Genomic DNA, 18,572 nt, shown 5'->3' on the forward strand with positions numbered 1-18,572 from the left:
TTTCCTTGTTACAACGCTACGTTTTCGTCAGCGCTGAGTTCAGTGATGAGCGCCGCAAGGAAGGCCTGGATGGTTTCCTCGTTGCGTTTGAAAAAGTGCCACTGGCCGGCCTTCTGGCTGCTGATCAAACCTGCGCGTTGCAAGGTGGCCAGGTGGGCCGACACGGTCGACTGGGACAAGCCGCAGCGCTGATCGATCTGACCGGCGCAGATGCCGTATTCGTGGTTGTGCAGTTGCTCGGGGAACTGCACTTTCGGGTCTTTCAGCCAAGTGAGGATGTCTCGTCGTACTGGGTGCGCCAGGGCTTTTATTATTTCGTCGAGGTCGATGGACATGGCAGGTGCTCGGTTTCGTAAAGCGTTATATCGCGATGAGGCGAACTTTAAATCGCTCTATCCCGATATACCAATATGATTTTGATCTGAACCTAGGCTTAATCGGTATATCGGGTTATAACGATACGTTGCTGGCAGTGATAGACTGCGCGCCATGAATTATCTCGCACATCTGCACTTGGGCGGCCAACTTCCTGCGCAATTGCTGGGTAGCCTGTATGGCGATTTCGTCAAAGGGCGCCTGCAGGGTCAGTTCGGCCCGCAAATCGAATCGGCGATCCAGCTGCACCGCTCGATTGATCGTTTTACCGACAGTCACCCGTTGGTGGGTGAGGCGTTGTCACGCTTCAGCCTGACCCGCCGGCGCTATGCCGGGATCGTCCTCGATGTGTTTTTCGACCACTGCCTGGCGCGGGATTGGGCGCTGTATGCTGACCAGCCGCTGGAGCGCTTCACGTCCCAGGTGTACCGCGTGCTGGCGGCCGAGCCGCAGTTGCCGGGGCGGCTGGCGCAGATTGCGCCGTATATGGCGGCGGATGATTGGTTGGGTTCTTACCGCGAGTTTGCGGTGATGGAGCAGGTGTTGCGCGGGATCTCGCGGCGGCTGACACAGCCCGAGGAACTGCGACATGCCATGCAGGAGTTGCAGGTGTTATATGAGCCGTTGAGTGAAGACTTTCGAGTGTTCTACCCCGAGCTGCAGAAATTTGCACAAGCCCAACTGACTATTGGGATCTAAATGTGGGGGCGGGCCCGCTCCCACATTATTTTGACCCTGCTCGCCTCAGGCCGCGAACGCCGGTCGAGCATCCACTTGTTCTGCCTCCGGCAGCGGCCCGAACAACGCTATCTGCACCGCCTGCTGCGCCTGATAAGCCAGCGCCGCACGTTCCTGCCCGGCACAGGCAATAGGCTTGAGCACGTGAATCTCCACATCACCCTGGTCATTGCCAAACAGACGCATCAGGTGCGACAGCAAATCATCATCGCCAATAAACGGTGCCAGTGGGTCCGCTTGGCCGTCGCGCAAATAACGGATCGCCACCGGTTGCAGCGACACATCCGCATCGATCGCACTGGCCAGCAAGCGCCCGTGGAACGTGCGCAGGCTGCGGCCGTCGGTGGTGGTGCCTTCCGGGAACATCAGCAGCGGGTGCTGTTGCTCCAGATGACGGGTCATCTGCTTGCGGATCAACTGGCTGTCACCCGAACCCCTGCGGATAAACAGGCTGCCCGCTTTAGCCGCCAACCAGCCGGCCACCGGCCAGGTGCGCACTTCGGCCTTGGACAAGAACGACATCGGTGCCACAGCGCCCAGCAGCGGAATATCGGTCCAGGACACGTGGTTGCTCACCCACAGCATCGGCTGCGTTGGCAACTCGCCGTGCACCGTCACGCGAAAGGGCAGGGCATTGGTCAGGCGCGCCATGAAGAGCCGCGACCAGCGCTGGCGGCGCACCATCGAGTTGGCTACGCCCAAACGCTCAAACAGGCCAAACACGCTGGCCATGCTCAAGCCCAGCGCCACCACCACCAACACGCGGGCAATGCGCCCGTAAATCCGCAGGCGGCTCATCACATGGCGGCCTTGAAGTGGCGGGCGTAACGCGGGCATAGCTCATCGCGCTTGAGCAGGATGAACACGTCGGCCACTTGGAAGTCTTCATCCCAGCACGGCTCGCCGCAGATCTTCGCACCCAGGCGCATATAGGCCTTGAGCAGCGGTGGCATCTCGGCGATTACGTTGGACGGCAGGTCCAGTGCCGGCAGTGGTTTCTTCGGTTCGGCACGCAGGTGTTCGTTGCACAGGTAGCGTTCGCGCAGACGCTGCATGATCGCGTGAGCCTGGATGCCGCCGTCGTGCATCGGGATGCTTGCGCACCCCATCAGGTAGCTGTAGCCGCCTTGGTTCAACACTTCGGCCAACTCGCCCCACAACACGGCGATCGTGCCGCCGTTACGGTAGGCGGGGTCGACGCAGGTGCGGCCGATTTCCAGGATCGGGCCCTGCAAGTGCAGTAAACCGTGCAGGCTGAACTCTTCTTCGCTGTAGAATCGTCCCAGGGTGCTGGCGGCCTGGTGATCGAGCAAACGGGTGGTGGCGACCAATCGACCGCTGTTCAAGTCCCGCACGCCGATGTGGCTGCAGTGAACATCATAGTCATCCATGTCCAGGCCCAGTTCCGCGCCTTTCAGCTTGGCGTTGAACTCGCCGCTGAACACGTTGAACCGCAGGGCCTGGGCTTCCTGCAAGGCCTTGGCGCCCACCAGGCGTTCGGCTTGCAGACGGCGTTCATTGCCTTTGTCGCTGATGCGGGCGATCTGAGTCATAGCGAGTCTCCGGGTGCCGGCCAGGTTGCGGCCAGTCGACTTTGTTGTCCAAAGTCAGGCTATGTAGGCTCGGTGTCATCTCCATGAACTTACGGTGACGGTTGGGTGACAGCCTCCGTGTAGCAAATCTGTCATTGGCCTGCGCTAGGCTCGCGGGCTTGAATGCCCTCCTTGAGTTTGCGTCCATGGTCAGAGGCCTGTTGTGCGTTGCCTTGCTACTCGTCACCGTTACCGTCCACGCCGAAACCTGGCCCGACAAAGAATGGGCCAAGGGCACACCGCTCGCAGGTCCTGCCGTCGACGCCTTGGATGCCTACGCTTTCCCTGCGCGAGACGACACCACTCGCCAAGGCATTCGCACCGACGCGTTGCTGGTGATCCGCGACGGCGAGGTTATCTACGAACGCTACGCCGCGCCCACCACGGCCAGCACGCCGCACCTCACCTGGTCCATCAGTAAAAGCCTGATGGCCACCGTGCTGGGCGTGGCCTATGGCGATAACCGCTTTAAATTGACCGACCCGGTCGCGCGCTTCTACCCGCCGATGAAGCAACACCCAACCGTGACCATGGCCGATTTGCTGCACTGGGCCTCGGGCCTGGACTGGCAGGAAGACTACGAATACGCGCCACTGAACTCTTCGGTGGTGGCGATGCTCTACACCCGTGGCCGCGCCGATATGGCTGACTTTGCAGCGGACACGGAGGCGGCCAGCGCACCCGGCCAGGCCTTTCGTTACTCCAGCGGCGACACCAACATCCTGTCCGCCGCCCTCAAAGGCATGCTCGGCCTCAAGGCTTATATGAGTTACCCCTGGGACGCACTGTTCAAGCCCTTGGGTATCCGCAGTGCCACGTGGGAAACCGACGCCGATGAAACCTTTGTCGCCTCGTCCTACGCCTACCTCACCGCCCGCGACCTGGCGCGCGTCGGCCTGCTGATGGCGCGGGATGGGCGTTGGGGGGATCAACAGTTGCTGCCAAAGGATTGGGTGACCTTCAATCGCCAGCCGTTCGATAAATACAAAGCCGGCCAGGACGAAGCCGTCCCTGGCGGCCATTGGTGGCTCAATCAAGGCACTCCACGGCCCTGGCCCGACGCCCCCGCCGACACCTTCGCCGCCCTCGGCCATTGGGGCCAGGCGCTGTACGTGATGCCCGACGAACGCCTGGTGATCGTGCGCTATGGCGACGACCGCGACGGCAGCTACCGCCACAACGAACTGCTCAAGCGCGTGCTTGCGGCGGTGCAACCATGATCCGCCGTCGTCCGTTCGCCAGCCTGTTCCTCCTGCTGCTCCTCGCCCTGCTGGGGTGGATCTGGCACGAGCGCGTCAACCTGCAAGCCTTCCCCGACATCATCGCGGCGTACACCGCCAAGGAGTATTGCTCGTGTCGGTACGTGGCGAACAACCCGGCCGAGTATTGCCGTGGGTATGTAAAGCAATACGTGCCGACCAGCGCATTCAGCGACAACCCGGCGCGCAGTGAAGTGACGGCGAGTGGGTTGGGGCGTACGCACAGTGCGCGGTGGTTGGGGGACCGCCAGGGTTGCCGCCTGACGCCCTGACGCCCCACATTACCCCTGTGGAAGCGGGCTTGCTCGCGAAGGCGGTGGGTCAGTCAACTTACGTGTTGGCTGGTATTGCGTCTGATTCTTTGCTGATGTCGGGCCTCGGGTGAGGCCCGTTTGGGTTACCTGAGCTTTGCCAGAATGTATGCAGCCGCCAACCAAATCAGAGCCGTACAGATTAGCGTTGTAACGATTATGAAAAGACGTTTTAGATAGGGTGGGAAGTTTTCAAAGTCCACTGGATCCAAGTTGCCATGCCGGATATGCACCTTTGGCATCAGGATCATTCCGGCAATTTGTGACATTTCCAAAAGAGACCAAATCAAACCGCGCTTCCCAAGGCTGTCTCCCCAAAGATAGATATAACGGCTGTTTTTCAAAGCCTCTTTTATGGCATCCATGTGACGGTGAGTAAGATATAGATTAAGCGCGAGACCAGTAAATCCAAGAAGGAATGGGCTGGCCAAAAGCCAGATTTCTAACCAGGCGTTCCAAGACTCATCCGTTGTCATGGCAAAGTTTTTTCGTACAGTTTTTCGCCTATCTGTTCTCCACGCATACCGCCGATAGTCGTACCCGCCCATGCGCCTGCCCCAACTAAAGTCGCGACACATACAACGCCTCCTATACCGGTCGTAACACCAAGTGCAAGACAGATAGCGCCACCAGCAACACCGCCGGCCGATCCGCCAAATGCGCCGCCGCCAACCGAGCCTGCGAACTGTCCACCCTCTGTGAACTTGATCTTTTCGCAATCCGCCCTGGAATCGTTATTGCAAACCTGTTGTATCGCCAGCAAGGAGGATACGCCGCCAAGCCCAATCCCGATGTAACCACCCGCCTTCATGTATCTGGTAGCGCGGCTGGTCGCTTCCACATGCGCGGAATAACCCGGAATCTGCCCCGGCGCACCGGCCTTGTCCCAATGGTGCACCAAGCTACGACTGGAAATGCCGAGGGCCGCTTTCAACTTGGGGTGATCGCCCAGGGTGGTTTGGCCACGTAAGCGCGTGGAGTTGAGCAGATGGGCATCTAGCTGGTTCATGAGACGCTGGCGATCGGTGAAGAACTGCGACGACTTGAGGTGGCCGTGCTGGCGATAATTTTCTTGATGTAAACGTTCGATAGCTTGGAGAGTGTCGCGCAGGTTGTTCATGTGCTTTTCCATCACCACAGCGCTGACGCCGAGCCAGGTTGAGGTGTGCCCGATGAAACCGGCGATTTCGGCACCGTGTCGATACAGAAAGTCGGCCTCATCAGGCGTCAGCGAATCCAGAGATTCGCTGACTTGTTGTGCAGCCTGCATCAGTTGCGCTTCCTGATAGGTGCAGGAAGTATTGTTCGGATCGCTGAGCACGATCATCGAGCCGGCTTTGACGTTGCCGGTGTTGGGATTCAGTGATTGAAACTTACGCATCACAGCCGGATCAATTGTCGAAAAAAGTGTGGCCTCCAATGCTTCGCGGGACATGCTCTTGGGCACGATATAGAAGCCTGGTTCCTGACCCAGCGCCCCGTTGAATGCCGTTGGCACTGTACGACCGGAAGGCGTGAAAGCAGATTGAGACGGCGTTTCTGGGTTGCCGTTTACAGCTGTATGATTCGGTTGAGCAACCCGCTGACTCGCTGGCGGTTCTGCTTCTCGCTTTTCGTAGGTGGCCTTTAACACCGAAGGAATCAACCGGGCTCCACAGGGGCAACTGCTCACGCTATCCAGCGTGCCGGCAACACGTTTTCCCTTGCGCCTCATATTGGTAATGCCGCCTAGGATCCGGAAGTTTCCGGCATGATTTCCGCAAGTGACCCGAGCACCTTCCAGAGCACGGTGAAGGCCATGTAACTTGAATGTTGGATCCCCCTCGAGAATTCGTCCGCCGCACGTCGTTTGGTCCCCTAAAACAACATAGTGCCCTTTGCTCATTTTCTTGCCCCATATCATCCAAGTCGTTGTTGCCACACCTTCCTCAATCGAGGTAAACGAGAACGAGTAAGTCAGTGGCAAGCCAGACTTTGGAGAGGGATTTACTTAGGGTAAAGTCGGACGATTCCGTGAGTTTCGTCGTATTAATCTGGTGGGATTGCGGCGCCCGATGCCGTACATCGGGCGCGTATTACTTATTGCACAGGTGGAGTGCCGGGCTGCATCGCCAGCAGCAGGTCATCGATGATGGCTTTGCCCATTTCGCCCAAGTAATGCGAGGCGAACGCAAACCTCTCGGCCCTTGGGTCCATGGCGGCTTCAAGGGAGAGCATTTTGGCGTAGTAGAGCACGTGGGAGGCGTGTTCGAGGGCTTCCACAAGAGGAACCCCGGCGTTGACGCGGAACAGTTTCAGGTGGTTTTTGTTTTCTCCGCAGTCTGCGAAGGTGGCGGCGCCGATGGTTTCGGCTGAGGGTATTTCGTACGGCATAAGCTTGCTCCTTTGGTACAACCAAAAAAGCTGCCAGTCACGATTCCAAGCGTGGAGGTGGCAGCTGTACGCAGGTTGGAATCCGAGAAGAAGCGACTCGGCAGGCACAAGGCCTCCCACGTACAGCCGCCATAAAGCACAAACAGCGGGCACAAAAAAGCGCCGACTGATTGCATGACGACGCTGTAGCGTCTTCTTTCTCGGGATTCCACGCCCGGTCGCTGATGAGCAGCGACGTGGCAGAGGTTAACGCTATGCGAGCGACGTCGCAACCCGGTGGCAAATGGCTTTTTGTAGGAGCGAGCTTGCTCGCGAAAAGCCCGAGAGCGCCGTTGGGTGTCAGGTTCCCCGTGTCATCGTTAACGTTTTTCGCGAGCAAGCTCGCTCCTACAGGAGGGCTTTGCTACTGTTCGCGCAGGTTTTCTTATCCGAGTCTTTATGTTCAACGCGTCTTTAATCAAGCCCCTGGCCTTCGCTCTCTTGGCCGCCTTTGCGCTGCCCGCCCACGCCGACTGGTACCTGGATAACGAATCCTCGCGCCTATCGTTCGTTACCACCAAAAACACCGAGATTGCTGAAGTCCACCGCTTCCTAGTGCTGCACGGCAAGGTCGACAGCAAAGGTGCGGCGCAGTTGGAAGTGGAAGTGGAGTCGGTCAACAGCGGCATTCCGCTGCGCGATGAGCGCATGCGCAATCAGCTGTTCGAGATCAAGACCTTCCCCGAAGCGTTGATCAGCGCACAGATCAATCTGCAACCCATCAATGATCTCGCGCCCGGAGCGCAGTTGGAATTGCGCCTGCCGCTGTCCGTGACCCTGCATGGCAAAACCCAGACCTACAGCGCCGAGTTGCTGGCCACGCGCTTGGACGACCGACGTTTCCAAGTGGTGACCCTGGAACCGGTGGTGCTGCATGCCGAAGATTTCGATCTGGCGCCGGGTGTGGCGGCGTTGCGCAAGGCGGCGGGGCTTGCGTCGATCAGTTTGTCGGTACCGGTGGGTGCGGTGCTGATCTTTACCGCGCGCTGACATGAGCGGCGCGGTGTTTCCATGGCGCAGCGCCAATCGCTTCGAGTTGCTGATCGACGGCCCGCAATTCTTCCCGCAGATGCTGGTGGGCATCGCCCGCGCCGAGCGGCAAGTGGACCTTGAACTCTATCTGGTGGAAGCCGGGGCCTGCGCCGAAGCGCTGGTGCAGGCGCTGGTGCAGGCGACCGAGCGTGGCGTGCAGGTGCGTTGCCTGTTCGATGATTACGGCAGCCTGGCGTTCACCCTCGGGCTGCGCAAACGCTTGACCGACGCCGGTGTGGCGCTGCGTTTCTACAACCGCCTGAGCTGGCGTCGCTGGATGCGTAACTTTTACCGCGATCACCGCAAGCTGTTGCTGATCGACCAGAGCATTGCCGTGGTCGGCGGCACGGGGGTGACGGATGAATTCTGGACGCCGGGCCAAGACACCGCCGACTGGCATGAAGTGATGGTGCAAATCAGCGGCCCGCTGGTGCTGGACTGGCAGGCGCTGTTCGACCGTCAATGGCACGCCAACGCAGCGCGCCGGGAGTGGAAGCCCTCCACTCACTTTGGTTTGCCGCGTTTGCCCAAGTTGCCGGCGACTGGGCCGGGCCTGGGTCGTGTGGCTTACGCCGACGCCCGTCAGCATCGCGATATTTTGCAATCGCTGATCCGCGCCCTGAATAACAGTCACCAGCGCATCTGGCTGGCCACGCCCTATTTTCTGCCGACCTGGAGCGTTCGTCGCGCTTTGCGCCGCGCGGCCGGGCGCGGGGTGGATGTGCGTTTGCTGCTCACCGGCCCGCGCACCGATCACCCGTCTGTGCGTTACGCCGGGCACCGTTATTACCCGCGTTTGCTGCGCTCGGGTGTACAGATCTTTGAGTACCAGCCGTGCTTTCTGCACCTCAAAATGGTGCTGGTGGATGACTGGGTCAGCGTTGGGTCGTGCAACTTCGATCACTGGAACCTGCGTCTCAACCTGGAGGCCAACTTGGAGGCGTTGGACCCTGAGCTGACGCTGGCAGTTAAAGAGAGTTTTGAACGAGATTTTGCCCAGAGCCAGGTGGTGAGCCTGGAGGCGTGGAAGTCGCGGCCATTGTGGCGGCGGGTGAAACAACGGGTGTGGGGATGGGTTGATCGGTTGGTGGTGAATTTGCTCGATAGACGCGGTTAAGAAGAATACCGCTAAACAAATGTGGGAGCGGGCTTGCTCCCACATTTTTTGACCGTGTCAGGCTTCAGAGCAATTCAAACGTCTGCTGCTGCACCTCCTGGGAGTCCAGGCCAATCTGCACGTTGAACTCACCCGGCTCCGCGGCGAACTTGAGCTGGGTGTTGTAGAACTTCAAGTCTTCCTCGGTGATGGTGAAGTGCAGCGTGCGCTCCTCACCCGCCTTGAGCATGACCTTCTGGAAGTTTTTCAACTCTTTGATCGGGCGGATCATCGAGCCGGCCACGTCCTGGATATACAACTGCACCACGGTTTCGCCATCCACCTTGCCGGTGTTGGTCACCGTGACACTGGCGTCGAGCTTGCCGGTCTTGTTCAGCGTGGTGGACGACAGCGCCATGTCCGACAGGGTGAACGTGGTGTAGCTCAGGCCATAGCCAAACGGGAACAGGGGCCCGGTGGTGTCATCGAAGTACTGCGAGGTGTAGTTGCCCGGTTTGCCTGGGGTGAACGGTCGGCCGACGGTCAGGTGGTTGTAGTAGGTCGGAATCTGCCCCACCGAGCGTGGGAACGTGATCGGCAGCTTCCCCGACGGGTTGTAGTCACCAAACAGCACGTCGGCGATGGCGTTGCCGCCTTCGGTGCCGGCGAACCAGGTTTCCAGGATCGCATCGGCCTGTTGGTTCTCTTCAACAATCGACAGCGGGCGGCCGTTCATCAACACCAGTACCAGCGGCTTGCCGGTGGCTTTCAAGGCCTTGATCAGGTCGCGCTGGCTTTGCGGGATGTTCAGGTCGGTGCGGCTCGAGGATTCGTGGGACATGCCACGGGATTCACCCACGGCAGCCACCACCACATCGGCATCCTTGGCGGCCTTCACGGCCTCGTCGGTCATCACGTGGGCAGGGCGGGTGTCGTCCACCACTTCCGGCGCATCGAAGTTGAGGAAGTTCAGGTAGTCGACCACGGCCTTGTCGTTGGTGATGTTGGCGCCACGGGCATAGATGATCTTGCCTTTATCGCCGATCACCGCGTTCAAACCGTCGAGCAGCGTCACCGATTGCGCAGGCCGTCCGGCGGCGGCCCAACTGCCCATCATGTCGATAGGCGCCTTGGCCAGCGGGCCGACCAGGGCGATGGTCGCGGATTTTTTCAGCGGCAGGGTGTTGTTCTGGTTTTTCAGCAACACCAGGCTGCGGCGTGCGATGTCGCGTGCGTCGGCACGGTGCAGGCGGCTTTCGGCGTAGGTGTCGGCCGGGTCATCCTCGGCCTTGCCGATGCGCAGGTACGGGTCCTTGAACAGGCCCATGTCATATTTGGCACCGAGCACTTCGCGCACGGCGTTATCGATGTCGCTCTGTTCGATCTCGCCGGACTTGAGCAGCCCCGGCAATTCCTTGGCATACAACGAGTCGTTCATGCTCATGTCGATGCCGGCCTTGATCGCCAGCTTGGCGGCTTCGCGCCCATCCTTGGCTACGCCGTGCTTGATCAGCTCGAAGATCGCGCCATGGTCGCTCACGGCCACGCCCTTGAAGCCCCAGTCCCGGCGCAGCAGGTCGTTCATCAGCCAGGTGTTGGCGGTGGCAGGCACGCCGTTGATCGAGTTCAACGCCACCATCACGCCGCCCGAACCGGCCTTGATCGCCGCGTGGTACGGCGGCAGGTAGTCCTGGTACATCTTGACCGGGCTCATGTCGACCACGTTGTAGTCGCGACCGCCTTCCACCGCGCCATACAGGGCGAAATGCTTGACGCTGGCCATGATGCTGTCGGCATTCGCGGGGCTCACGCCCTGGAACGCCTTGACCATGACGTCGGCGATGCGTGAAACCAGGTAGGTGTCCTCACCGAAACCTTCGGAGGTACGGCCCCAACGCGGGTCGCGGGAGATGTCGACCATCGGCGCGAAGGTGATGTCGAGGCTGTCGGCGGCGGCTTCCTGGGCAGCGATGCGCCCGGAGCGGCCGATGGCCTCCATGTCCCAGCTGGACGCCAGGGCCAGGCTGATCGGGAAGATCGTGCGGTGGCCGTGGATCACGTCGTAGGCGAAGAACATCGGGATCTTCAGCCGGCTGCGCATGGCCGCGTCCTGCATCGGACGGTTTTCCGGGCGGGTGATGGAGTTGAAGGTGCCACCGATACGGCCGGCGGCGATTTCCTTGCGGATCAGCTCGCGGGGCATCTCGGGGCCGATGCTGATCAGGCGCAATTGGCCGATCTTTTCGTCCAGGGTCATCTGCTTGAGCAGGTCGCTGACAAAGGCGTCCTTGTCTTTAAGCGCAGCAGGCTTTGTTTCTGCCCATACGGGGTGACTGGCCAGAGTGGCAACAAGGCCGAGCAAACACAGCTTTTTCATGAATATCCTTTTTCGGCTCACTGCACAGCATTGGGGTGAATGCTGATCGGCCAAAATGTGGGGAGCGTCTATTGTTGTTCGGGTGTTGTTCAGATAAATGCAGCACACTCTGAACTCTTGTTCGCGCTGGGCATCTTTGTAGCTGATTGGCTCGATGCATTCCAGTGGTGGCGGATTATGCCCCAAGCGCGTGGTGCATAGGGTTAGTCGTAACATTCCATCAAGATTGGGCAGGAGAAACACCATGCAAGCAGCACAAGGTTACCGCTGGGGCTTGAAAGCCGCGGTTTTGCTATTGATCAGCAGCGTGCTGAGCGGTTGTGGCATCAACAACATCCCGACCTTGGACGAACAGGCCAAGGCCGCCTGGGGCCAGGTGCAGAACCAGTACCAACGCCGCGCCGACCTGATTCCCAACCTGGTGGAAGTGGTCAAGGGCTATGCTGCCCATGAACAGGACACGCTCACCGCCGTGATTGAAGCGCGGGCCAAGGCCACGTCGATCCAGGTGGATGCCAGCACCCTCGACAATCCGGAAAAACTCAAGCAGTTCCAGCAAGCACAGGATGGCTTGAGTGGTGCACTCAGCCGTTTGATGGTGGTGTCCGAGCGCTACCCGGACCTGAAGGCCAACCAGAACTTCCTGGCCCTGCAATCGCAGCTTGAAGGCACCGAAAACCGTATTGCCGTAGCTCGCCGCGACTTTATCCAGGCCGTGCAGGCCTACAACACCGAGATCCGCACCTTCCCTGGCCGTCTGTGGCACAGCGTGATGTACAGTGACTTGCCGGTCCGCGCCACGTTTGAGGCCACCAGTGCCGATGCCGATAAAGCGCCGCAAGTGAAGTTCAAATAAAGCTGCATTGAGGTGTCGATGCGTTTATTACGGATAGGCCTGGCGCTGTGGCTGTTGGCCTGTGTGGGCGTGGCCCAGGCAGCCCTGACCTTCCCGGCGCTGACCGGGCGGGTGGTGGATAACGCCGATATGATCGACGCGGCCACGCGCCAGCAGCTGACACAGCAGCTGCAGGCGCTGGAACAGACGTCCGGCGACCAGATCGTAGTGGTCACCGTGCCTGACTTGCAGGGCGTACCGATTGAGGACTTCGGTTATCAACTGGCTCGCCAGTGGGGTATCGGCCAGAAAGGCAAGGATAACGGCGCGCTGTTGATCGTCGCCCGCGATGAGCGCAAATTGCGCATCGAAGTCGGTTACGGCCTGGAAGGCGTCCTCACCGATGCGCAGTCGTGGGTGATCATCAATCAGGTGATTGCACCGGCGTTCAAGGCCGGTAACTACAGCAAAGGCATCAGCGAGGGCGTGTCTGCGATGGTGCAAGTGGTGGGCGGAGAACCCTTGGCCGTGCCAGCCCATGTGGCGGATGGCAACTTTGCCAAGGATAATCCCGGGCTTTCCATCGGCCTGTTTGTCCTGCTGATCGGCGTGCTGTGGCTGTGCAACCGGATGGGGCTGCCGGTGGGTGCGATCCTGCTGTCGATTCTCAGCAGCAGCGGGCGCGGCGGCGGTGGCGGTGGTGGTTTCCGGGGCGGCGGCGGCGGCTTCGGCGGCGGCGGGGCCTCGGGCGGCTGGTAATGACAATAATGAGAGAGCACCTACAACCATGGCATTACTGACTGAACACGAGCAGCGCCAAGTCGCCGAAGCGATCGCCCGCGTGGAAAAAACCACCGACGCCGAACTGGTGACCGTGCTGGCCGCCCGCGCCGATGACTACGCCTATATCCCGCTGTTGTGGGCGAGCCTGATCGCGTTGGTGGTGCCGGGCGTGGTGCATTACGTGTCGGGTTACCTGAGCATGTACACCTTGCTGTTGGCGCAATGGGCGACATTCATCGTGTTGTGCCTGGTGTTCCGCTTGCCCAAGGTCACCACGCGCTTGATTCCGCGTTCGGTGCGCTACTGGCGCGCGTCCAACCTGGCGCGGCGGCAGTTCCTGGAGCAGAACCTGCACCACACGCTGGGCAGCACCGGTGTGCTGATTTTTGTCAGCGAGGCCGAGCGCTATGTGGAGATTCTGGTCGATGACGGGATTTCCAGGCACCTGGATGACAGCAGTTGGGACGCCATCGTCAAGGCGTTTACCCAGCAGGTAAAACAGGGGCAGACGTTGGCCGGGTTTATCAGTTGCATTGAGGCCTGTGGTGAATTGTTGAAGGTGCATGTGCCGGTCACCCAAACCCGTAATGAACTGCCGAATCGCTTGGTCGTACTCGAATAAAAATGTGGGAGCGGCGGTTCGACGCTTCGACTTGTTCGCGAACGCGCAGTGTCAGTCAAGACATCCGTCGACTGATACACCGCATTCGCGAGCAAGCCCGGTCCCGCATTGGATTGTGTTATCCAGTCCAATGACCGTTGATCAAATAACCCCGTGCCCTAAACCGCCATCCCCCCTAAAATGCCCGGCATTCCCTGCCCGAGGCGTTTTTGTTCATGTCTGTCACCGCTCAACCTGCCCGCCCTGCGCCGGACCATCACGCCGAGTTCATCGAACTGCTCAGCGCAAGCCTCGCGCAAAACGCCTTTATCAAGCTGGTGCTGGCCAAATACGTCGGTGAAGAAGCCGAGCTGCAGCGGCTGATCATCAAACCGGTAGTGGTCAAGGAGCAGGCATGCCTGTCCTTCGTCTACCGCTACAAGACCCGCGACATCACCAAAAACTTCCCGTTGGCAGAGGCCGTGGCGGCGATTGCCGAGCTGCTGCCGGCGCAGTTCAAAAACGCCCACCTGCTGTCGCTGACCGACGAAGCCCAGTTGGAATACAGCAAGAAGAACAAAAGCTCGCTGTTCAAAAGCAAGCCGCAGCAACTGCGTGAGGCGCCCTCGGCCGAGCATAACCGCGAGAAAAATCGCTTCTTCGACCTGAACCGGCCGTTTCTCGCCGACCTGGGTGTGACCGACGCCAAGCAGGCGCTGATCCCGTCTATGTCGCGCAAATGGAAGCAGATCAATAAGTTCATCGAAGTGTTCAGCCATGCGCTGACCTCATCCCCGTTGAAACTGGACCAGCCCGTACGCGTGGCGGACTTTGGTTCGGGCAAGGGCTACCTGACGTTCGCCATCCACGACTACCTGCGCAACACCCTCAAGGCCGAGGGTGAGGTGACGGGCGTCGAGCTGCGCGCAGACATGGTGACCCTGTGCAACACCGCCGCCGCCCGCCTGGAACACCCCGGGCTGGTGTTCAAATGTGGCGACGTGCGCAGCGTGGCGCCGAGCGAGCTGGACGTGATGATCGCCCTGCATGCCTGCGACATTGCCACTGACTATGCGATCCACACCGGCATCCGCTCCGGCGCGTCGATCATCATGTGCTCGCCGTGCTGCCACAAACAGATTCGCCTGCAGATCCAGAGCCCGGCGCTGCTTAAACCGATGCTGCAATACGGCCTGCACCTGGGCCAGCAGGCGGAAATGGTCACCGACAGTTTGCGCGCGTTGTTCCTGGAGGCCTGTGGTTATGAGACGAAGGTGTTCGAGTTCATCTCGCTGGAACATACCAACAAGAACAAGATGATCCTCGCGGTGAAGCGCGCGGAGCCGATGGACAACGCGCAGTTGCTGGAGAAAATCCAGGAACTGAAGGCGTTCTACCACATCACCGAGCACTGCCTGGAAACCCTGCTGCGCGCGGATGGGTACCTGACCTGAGCACGATGCGAATCAAAATGCGGGCTCCCATATTCAGGCCGCGCTCGGCTTGGGAGCTGGCGCAGGCTGCACCGCCGTCTTGCGCCCCAGCATCACCGTCACAATGACCCCACACGCAAATACCCAGGTAATCGGCTCGATGTGTTCACCAAAGAACAGCGCCGAGAGCGCGATGGTGAAGAAGATCTGCAACAGCTGAATCTGACTGACCCGTGCAATCCCGCCCATGGCCAACCCGGCATACCAGGCGAAGAACCCCAAAAACTGCGAGAACAGCGACACATAACCAAACGCCCACCACGTGCGCATGGAAATCGCCCCTTGATGCTGCGCTGCCAAGTACCACACCGGGCCGATCAACACCGGCGTCGACAGTACCAGCGCCCAGCAGATCACCTGCCAGCCACCCATCTGCTTGGCCAGTCGCCCGCCTTCGGCATAACCCAGGCCGCCCACGGCAATCGCGCCAAGCATCAGCAGGTCGCCCGTTTGAATACTGCCGGCCCCGGTGATCAGCGCATAACTCAACACCAGTGCACTGCCCAGCGCCGCGCAGGCCCAGAAGGCTTTTGACGGCCGCTCATGGGATAGCCACGCCGCATACAGCGCTACGCACAACGGTTGCAGACCATTGACCAGCGCGCCATGGGACGCTGGCAAGGTTTGCATGGCCCAGGCCGACAGCACCGGAAAGCCCAGAATCACGCCCGCGATCACCAGGCACAGCCCGCGCACCTGACGCCAGCTCGGCCAGCGTTCGCGCCGCCACAACAACAGCGCTGCCGCCGGGATCGCCGCGAACAGCGCGCGGCCCAGGCCGTTGAGCAACGGGTGCATTTCCTGCACCACGATGCGGGTGAAGGGCAGGGTCAGGCTGAAGATGATGACGCCCAGCAGGCCGAGGGCCATGCCGGTGTTTTCGCGCGAGCTCATAGGGAAGAACCGAAAACTGGAGGGTTTCAAGGGAAACCCATCTAGCCACAACCCCCGCTGATTGCGGGTCTACAGCTGGGTGAGGATTTATCCGTACAGTTGAGTCCCGGGTGGGGGGAGTGGGAGCTGGCTTGCCTGCGATAGCATCACTTGGGCCTACCTGTTACACCGAGGTGTCTGCATCGCGGGCAAGCCCGGCATCCACATTTAGAAGAAGCGCGTGATGCTGATCTTGGCGTTGCGCCCTTCGCTGTAGACGCCCTCGCCGCTGAGGGCCGGCTGGTAGCTGCGGTTGAACAGGTTGTCGACGGTGAAGTTGATCTCGGTGCCTTTGAGGCCGGCTTGCTGCGGTTTCCAATTGGCGAACAGACCCTGGGTGTCGTAGCTGGCGTTCTCGGTTTGGTCGTAGATAAAGTCGCCGATGCTGGAGTTGAAGCCGCCTGGGTAAATGTCGGTGGGCACGCGATCGGTCTTGCGCACGAACTGGCCCTGCCAGCCCACTTGCGCGTCCCAGCTCGGGATTTTGGTACCCAGCACCACGACCCATTTGGCCGGTGGAATATCGCGTGCCCACACATGACGGTCGGTAGCCCAAGGGTTGGTGTAGGGGTTGTCGCGTTTACCTGTAGCCCAGGAGTAAGTCACAGAGCCGAACACGTATGTCGAGTCGTAGTAGCTTTCGAGCTCGACGCCCTTGATGGTCATGCCGCCGACGTTGCGATAGTTGGTTCTGGACGCCGTGTCGGTGCACACCGAATTGATATTGCCCGGCACGGTCATTTGCCGTTCGCAGCCGATGCCGGTGGCCTTCATGATCTCGTCTTCGATGCGGTTGTGAAACAGCGTGGTGCGCAGTTGCAGGTTGTCATCGCGGGTGAAGATGCGCGAGAAGTTGGTGACGTTGCCCACGGTAATCGCCGTAATGCGCTCGGGCTTGAGGTTGAGGCTTGTGGCGCTGCGCGTGCTGGCGGCGCCTTGTACTTCATACTGTTCATCGATGACCGGCGCACGCCACGTGCGGTTCCAACTGGCGAAGAAGGCCACATCCGGGGTCACGTTCCAGAACGCGGCCAGGCGCGGTGACCATCCGGTGTAGGTGCGGTCGCTGTAGTCATGGCCGACGCGCGGGTCCGGGTTGCTGTAGTACGGCGCATCGTTGGCTTCGCCGCGGTTACGCACGTGGTCATAGCGCAGGGACGGGGTGAGGGTCACATCCCCAAGCGTGATCGCGTCCTGCAGGTAGAGCGAATTTGTGTCGACCTTGCCGTGCGGCATGAAATACGGCTGGAAATGCCCATAGTTGTATCTGGCGGTGTTGTAGGTCGCGCCCGGCATCCAGCTTTCGGTTTCGCGGTCGTGCTTGCGGATCTGCACGCCAGTGGTCACTGCGTGTTCCAGCGGGCCGGTGGTCAACAGGCTGATATTGCGCAGCTCAAAGATGCGGTCTGCGTAAGACGTTTCCATCTTGCGTCCACCGGTGCTCAGACCCATCACTGCATTTTCGGCGCGTTCGTCAGTCTGGTCGGTCTTGGAGAACGAGTAGCTGAGCTTCAAGTCGATCAATGGGTTGTTCAGCGGCTGGTACTGGTATTTGCCCGACCAGGTGGTGTCCACGGTTTCACGGTCGGCCAGGAAACGTATCAGAGCGCCTTTGTAGCCATACCGGTCGATCGCCGATTGCGTTGGCGGTGACGGGTAGGATTTAGCCGAGAACGGCGCCATGCGCTCGCTTTTGGCACGGGAGTAGGACAGGCCCATGCTGTGTTCGTCGGTAAAGTGGGCATTGACCTTGAACAACTTGCCCTCTACATCCTGTGCACTGTTGGGCAGGCGCTTGGGGTTGATCGGGTATTTATTGCGCGGGTCGGGCGGCGTGCCGGCGAGCTTCAAGTCGTCGCCGTCGCGCTTGGTCAGGTAAATCAGGCCATCCATGCGACCATCGTCGGTGCGGCCATATACCGCGCCGCTGTACACCTGCTCGTGAGTGTTGCTGGAGTAGCCATACTTGGCCATCGCCCCGGCGTTACGCCCGTCCTTGAGCAAGTCTGGCGCATCCTTGGTGGTCATGTTGACCGTGCCGCCGAAGCCGCCGTTACCGGTGAACGGCGAGTAGGGGCCTTTCTCCACCTCAATGCTTTTGATCAACTCGGGCTCGATGAAGACCGTGCCTTGTTGATAGCGCTCGAAGCCACTTTTGGTTGCGCCATCCACGCTCATCGGCACATCTTCTGCATCGCCCATGCCGCGAATGTTCATGGTCTGGCCACCTGGCTTGGGTGAGCCGCCCATGAACACACCGGGCAAAGTCTGCAGCAGTGAAGGGATGTTGTCGGGCTGATAACGGTCAATATCGGCCTGGCTCAAGGTGGAGCGGCCTACGGTGCTGGCGTCGACCTCGGTACCGGTGCCGATCACGCTCAGGGCGTCCAACTGAATCGCACCGCTCTGGGTGGTTTTCGCCTCTTCGGGCCTTACCACATAGGTGTTGCCGACTTTGATCAGCATGAATTCACCATTTTTCAGCAAGGTGCGAAGCGCCACTTCCGCGGTGAAGTCACCGTCGAGTGCCGGCGCTTGCACGTTCCTGAACAGCGCTTCATCGAACAACAGCTGGATTTTCGCCTGCTGCGCTACCTGGCTCAGGGATGTCGCCAGCGCCTGGGCGGGCAGCTTGAATGGCTCGGCTTGGGCATTGAGGCTGAATGCCAGGCAGGTGGCGATGAGGGTTGGTCGAAGCAACAGGTGCGAAGCGTGGCAAGGCGCGCGAAACATGA

At 60.1% G+C, this 18,572-nt stretch carries 18 protein-coding genes and 1 pseudogene; 9 read left to right on the plus strand and 10 right to left on the minus strand.

The genetic code is table 11. The annotated features are described in order from the left end of the window. Positions 1-8 precede the first annotated feature (8 nt). Complete coding sequence (locus tag AACY36_RS10990) at positions 9-335, minus strand: ArsR/SmtB family transcription factor (RefSeq protein WP_339414991.1); 327 nt, start codon at positions 333-335, stop codon at positions 9-11. A gap of 154 nt (positions 336-489) precedes the next feature. Between AACY36_RS10990 and AACY36_RS10995 the strand changes: the two genes are divergently transcribed. Next, entirely contained in the window at positions 490-1,074 is a 585-nt protein-coding gene (locus AACY36_RS10995) for an acyl carrier protein phosphodiesterase (protein ID WP_339414990.1), read from the plus strand. Between the two features lie 45 nt (positions 1,075-1,119). On the opposite strand, the gene AACY36_RS11000 is transcribed toward AACY36_RS10995, so the two are convergent. Continuing rightward, positions 1,120-1,911 carry a lysophospholipid acyltransferase family protein gene (locus AACY36_RS11000; protein ID WP_339497181.1) on the minus strand — a complete coding sequence of 264 codons (792 nt, stop codon included), beginning with the start codon at positions 1,909-1,911 and terminating at the stop codon, positions 1,120-1,122. Next, complete coding sequence (gene olsB / locus AACY36_RS11005; protein WP_044272710.1) at positions 1,911-2,666, minus strand: L-ornithine N(alpha)-acyltransferase; 756 nt, start codon at positions 2,664-2,666, stop codon at positions 1,911-1,913. Before olsB ends, AACY36_RS11000 begins: the two co-directional genes overlap by 1 nt. A 185-nt stretch (positions 2,667-2,851) precedes the next feature. On the opposite strand from olsB, the gene AACY36_RS11010 reads away from it, so the two are divergent. Both AACY36_RS11010 and AACY36_RS11015 read left to right on the plus strand, forming a co-directional pair. Next, positions 2,852-3,925 (plus strand): serine hydrolase domain-containing protein, encoded by a 1,074-nt coding sequence (locus tag AACY36_RS11010; protein ID WP_339415051.1) that lies wholly within the window; start codon positions 2,852-2,854, stop codon positions 3,923-3,925. Continuing rightward, positions 3,922-4,236 carry an amidase gene (locus AACY36_RS11015; protein ID WP_339414989.1) on the plus strand — a complete coding sequence of 105 codons (315 nt, stop codon included), beginning with the start codon at positions 3,922-3,924 and terminating at the stop codon, positions 4,234-4,236. The genes AACY36_RS11010 and AACY36_RS11015 overlap by 4 nt, the downstream gene beginning before the upstream one ends. A 125-nt stretch (positions 4,237-4,361) precedes the next feature. Here AACY36_RS11015 and AACY36_RS11020 read toward each other — a convergent pair whose 3' ends face one another. The 4 genes and pseudogenes from AACY36_RS11020 to AACY36_RS11035 all read right to left on the minus strand — a co-directional run. Then, positions 4,362-4,751, minus strand: coding sequence for a hypothetical protein (locus tag AACY36_RS11020; protein WP_339414988.1), 390 nt, complete (start codon positions 4,749-4,751; stop codon positions 4,362-4,364). Then, the gene (locus AACY36_RS11025; RefSeq protein WP_339497067.1) at positions 4,748-6,241 is read right to left on the minus strand and encodes a PAAR domain-containing protein; all 1,494 of its coding nucleotides are present in this window, start codon (positions 6,239-6,241) and stop codon (positions 4,748-4,750) included. The genes AACY36_RS11020 and AACY36_RS11025 overlap by 4 nt, the downstream gene beginning before the upstream one ends. Positions 6,242-6,354: 113 nt before the next feature. After that, positions 6,355-6,648: a DUF3077 domain-containing protein gene (locus AACY36_RS11030; RefSeq protein ID WP_339497068.1), complete on the minus strand. Its 294-nt coding sequence runs from the start codon at positions 6,646-6,648 to the stop codon at positions 6,355-6,357. A gap of 292 nt (positions 6,649-6,940) precedes the next feature. Then, positions 6,941-7,027 (minus strand): annotated as a pseudogene (locus AACY36_RS11035) (outer membrane lipoprotein carrier protein LolA); the annotation flags it as partial. Between the two features lie 59 nt (positions 7,028-7,086). Here AACY36_RS11035 and AACY36_RS11040 point away from each other — a divergent pair. After that, complete coding sequence (locus tag AACY36_RS11040; RefSeq protein WP_339414985.1) at positions 7,087-7,677, plus strand: YceI family protein; 591 nt, start codon at positions 7,087-7,089, stop codon at positions 7,675-7,677. A 1-nt stretch (position 7,678) separates the two neighbouring features. Further along, positions 7,679-8,836: a phospholipase D-like domain-containing protein gene (locus AACY36_RS11045; protein ID WP_339414984.1), complete on the plus strand. Its 1,158-nt coding sequence runs from the start codon at positions 7,679-7,681 to the stop codon at positions 8,834-8,836. Between the two features lie 64 nt (positions 8,837-8,900). On the opposite strand, the gene bglX is transcribed toward AACY36_RS11045, so the two are convergent. Beyond that, the gene (gene bglX, locus AACY36_RS11050; protein ID WP_339497069.1) at positions 8,901-11,192 is read right to left on the minus strand and encodes a beta-glucosidase BglX; all 2,292 of its coding nucleotides are present in this window, start codon (positions 11,190-11,192) and stop codon (positions 8,901-8,903) included. Between the two features lie 244 nt (positions 11,193-11,436). On the opposite strand from bglX, the gene AACY36_RS11055 reads away from it, so the two are divergent. The 4 genes from AACY36_RS11055 (at position 11,437) to AACY36_RS11070 (ending at position 14,865) form a co-directional block, all read left to right on the plus strand. Next, positions 11,437-12,048 (plus strand): LemA family protein, encoded by a 612-nt coding sequence (locus AACY36_RS11055; RefSeq protein WP_049709565.1) that lies wholly within the window; start codon positions 11,437-11,439, stop codon positions 12,046-12,048. 18 nt (positions 12,049-12,066) lie between these two features. Beyond that, the gene (locus AACY36_RS11060; RefSeq protein WP_339414982.1) at positions 12,067-12,786 is read left to right on the plus strand and encodes a TPM domain-containing protein; all 720 of its coding nucleotides are present in this window, start codon (positions 12,067-12,069) and stop codon (positions 12,784-12,786) included. A gap of 28 nt (positions 12,787-12,814) precedes the next feature. Continuing rightward, positions 12,815-13,432: a TPM domain-containing protein gene (locus AACY36_RS11065; RefSeq protein WP_339414981.1), complete on the plus strand. Its 618-nt coding sequence runs from the start codon at positions 12,815-12,817 to the stop codon at positions 13,430-13,432. Positions 13,433-13,647: 215 nt separating this feature from the next. After that, complete coding sequence (locus tag AACY36_RS11070) at positions 13,648-14,865, plus strand: class I SAM-dependent methyltransferase (RefSeq protein ID WP_339414980.1); 1,218 nt, start codon at positions 13,648-13,650, stop codon at positions 14,863-14,865. Between the two features lie 33 nt (positions 14,866-14,898). On the opposite strand, the gene AACY36_RS11075 is transcribed toward AACY36_RS11070, so the two are convergent. Both AACY36_RS11075 and AACY36_RS11080 read right to left on the minus strand, forming a co-directional pair. Next, complete coding sequence (locus AACY36_RS11075) at positions 14,899-15,798, minus strand: DMT family transporter (protein ID WP_339414979.1); 900 nt, start codon at positions 15,796-15,798, stop codon at positions 14,899-14,901. Between the two features lie 207 nt (positions 15,799-16,005). After that, positions 16,006-18,570: a TonB-dependent receptor gene (locus AACY36_RS11080; protein WP_339414978.1), complete on the minus strand. Its 2,565-nt coding sequence runs from the start codon at positions 18,568-18,570 to the stop codon at positions 16,006-16,008. Between the last annotated feature and the right edge of the window lie 2 nt (positions 18,571-18,572).

This window comes from Pseudomonas sp. EA_15y_Pfl1_P101, from assembly GCF_963970835.1.
Classification (GTDB): Bacteria; Pseudomonadota; Gammaproteobacteria; order Pseudomonadales; family Pseudomonadaceae; genus Aquipseudomonas; species Aquipseudomonas tritici.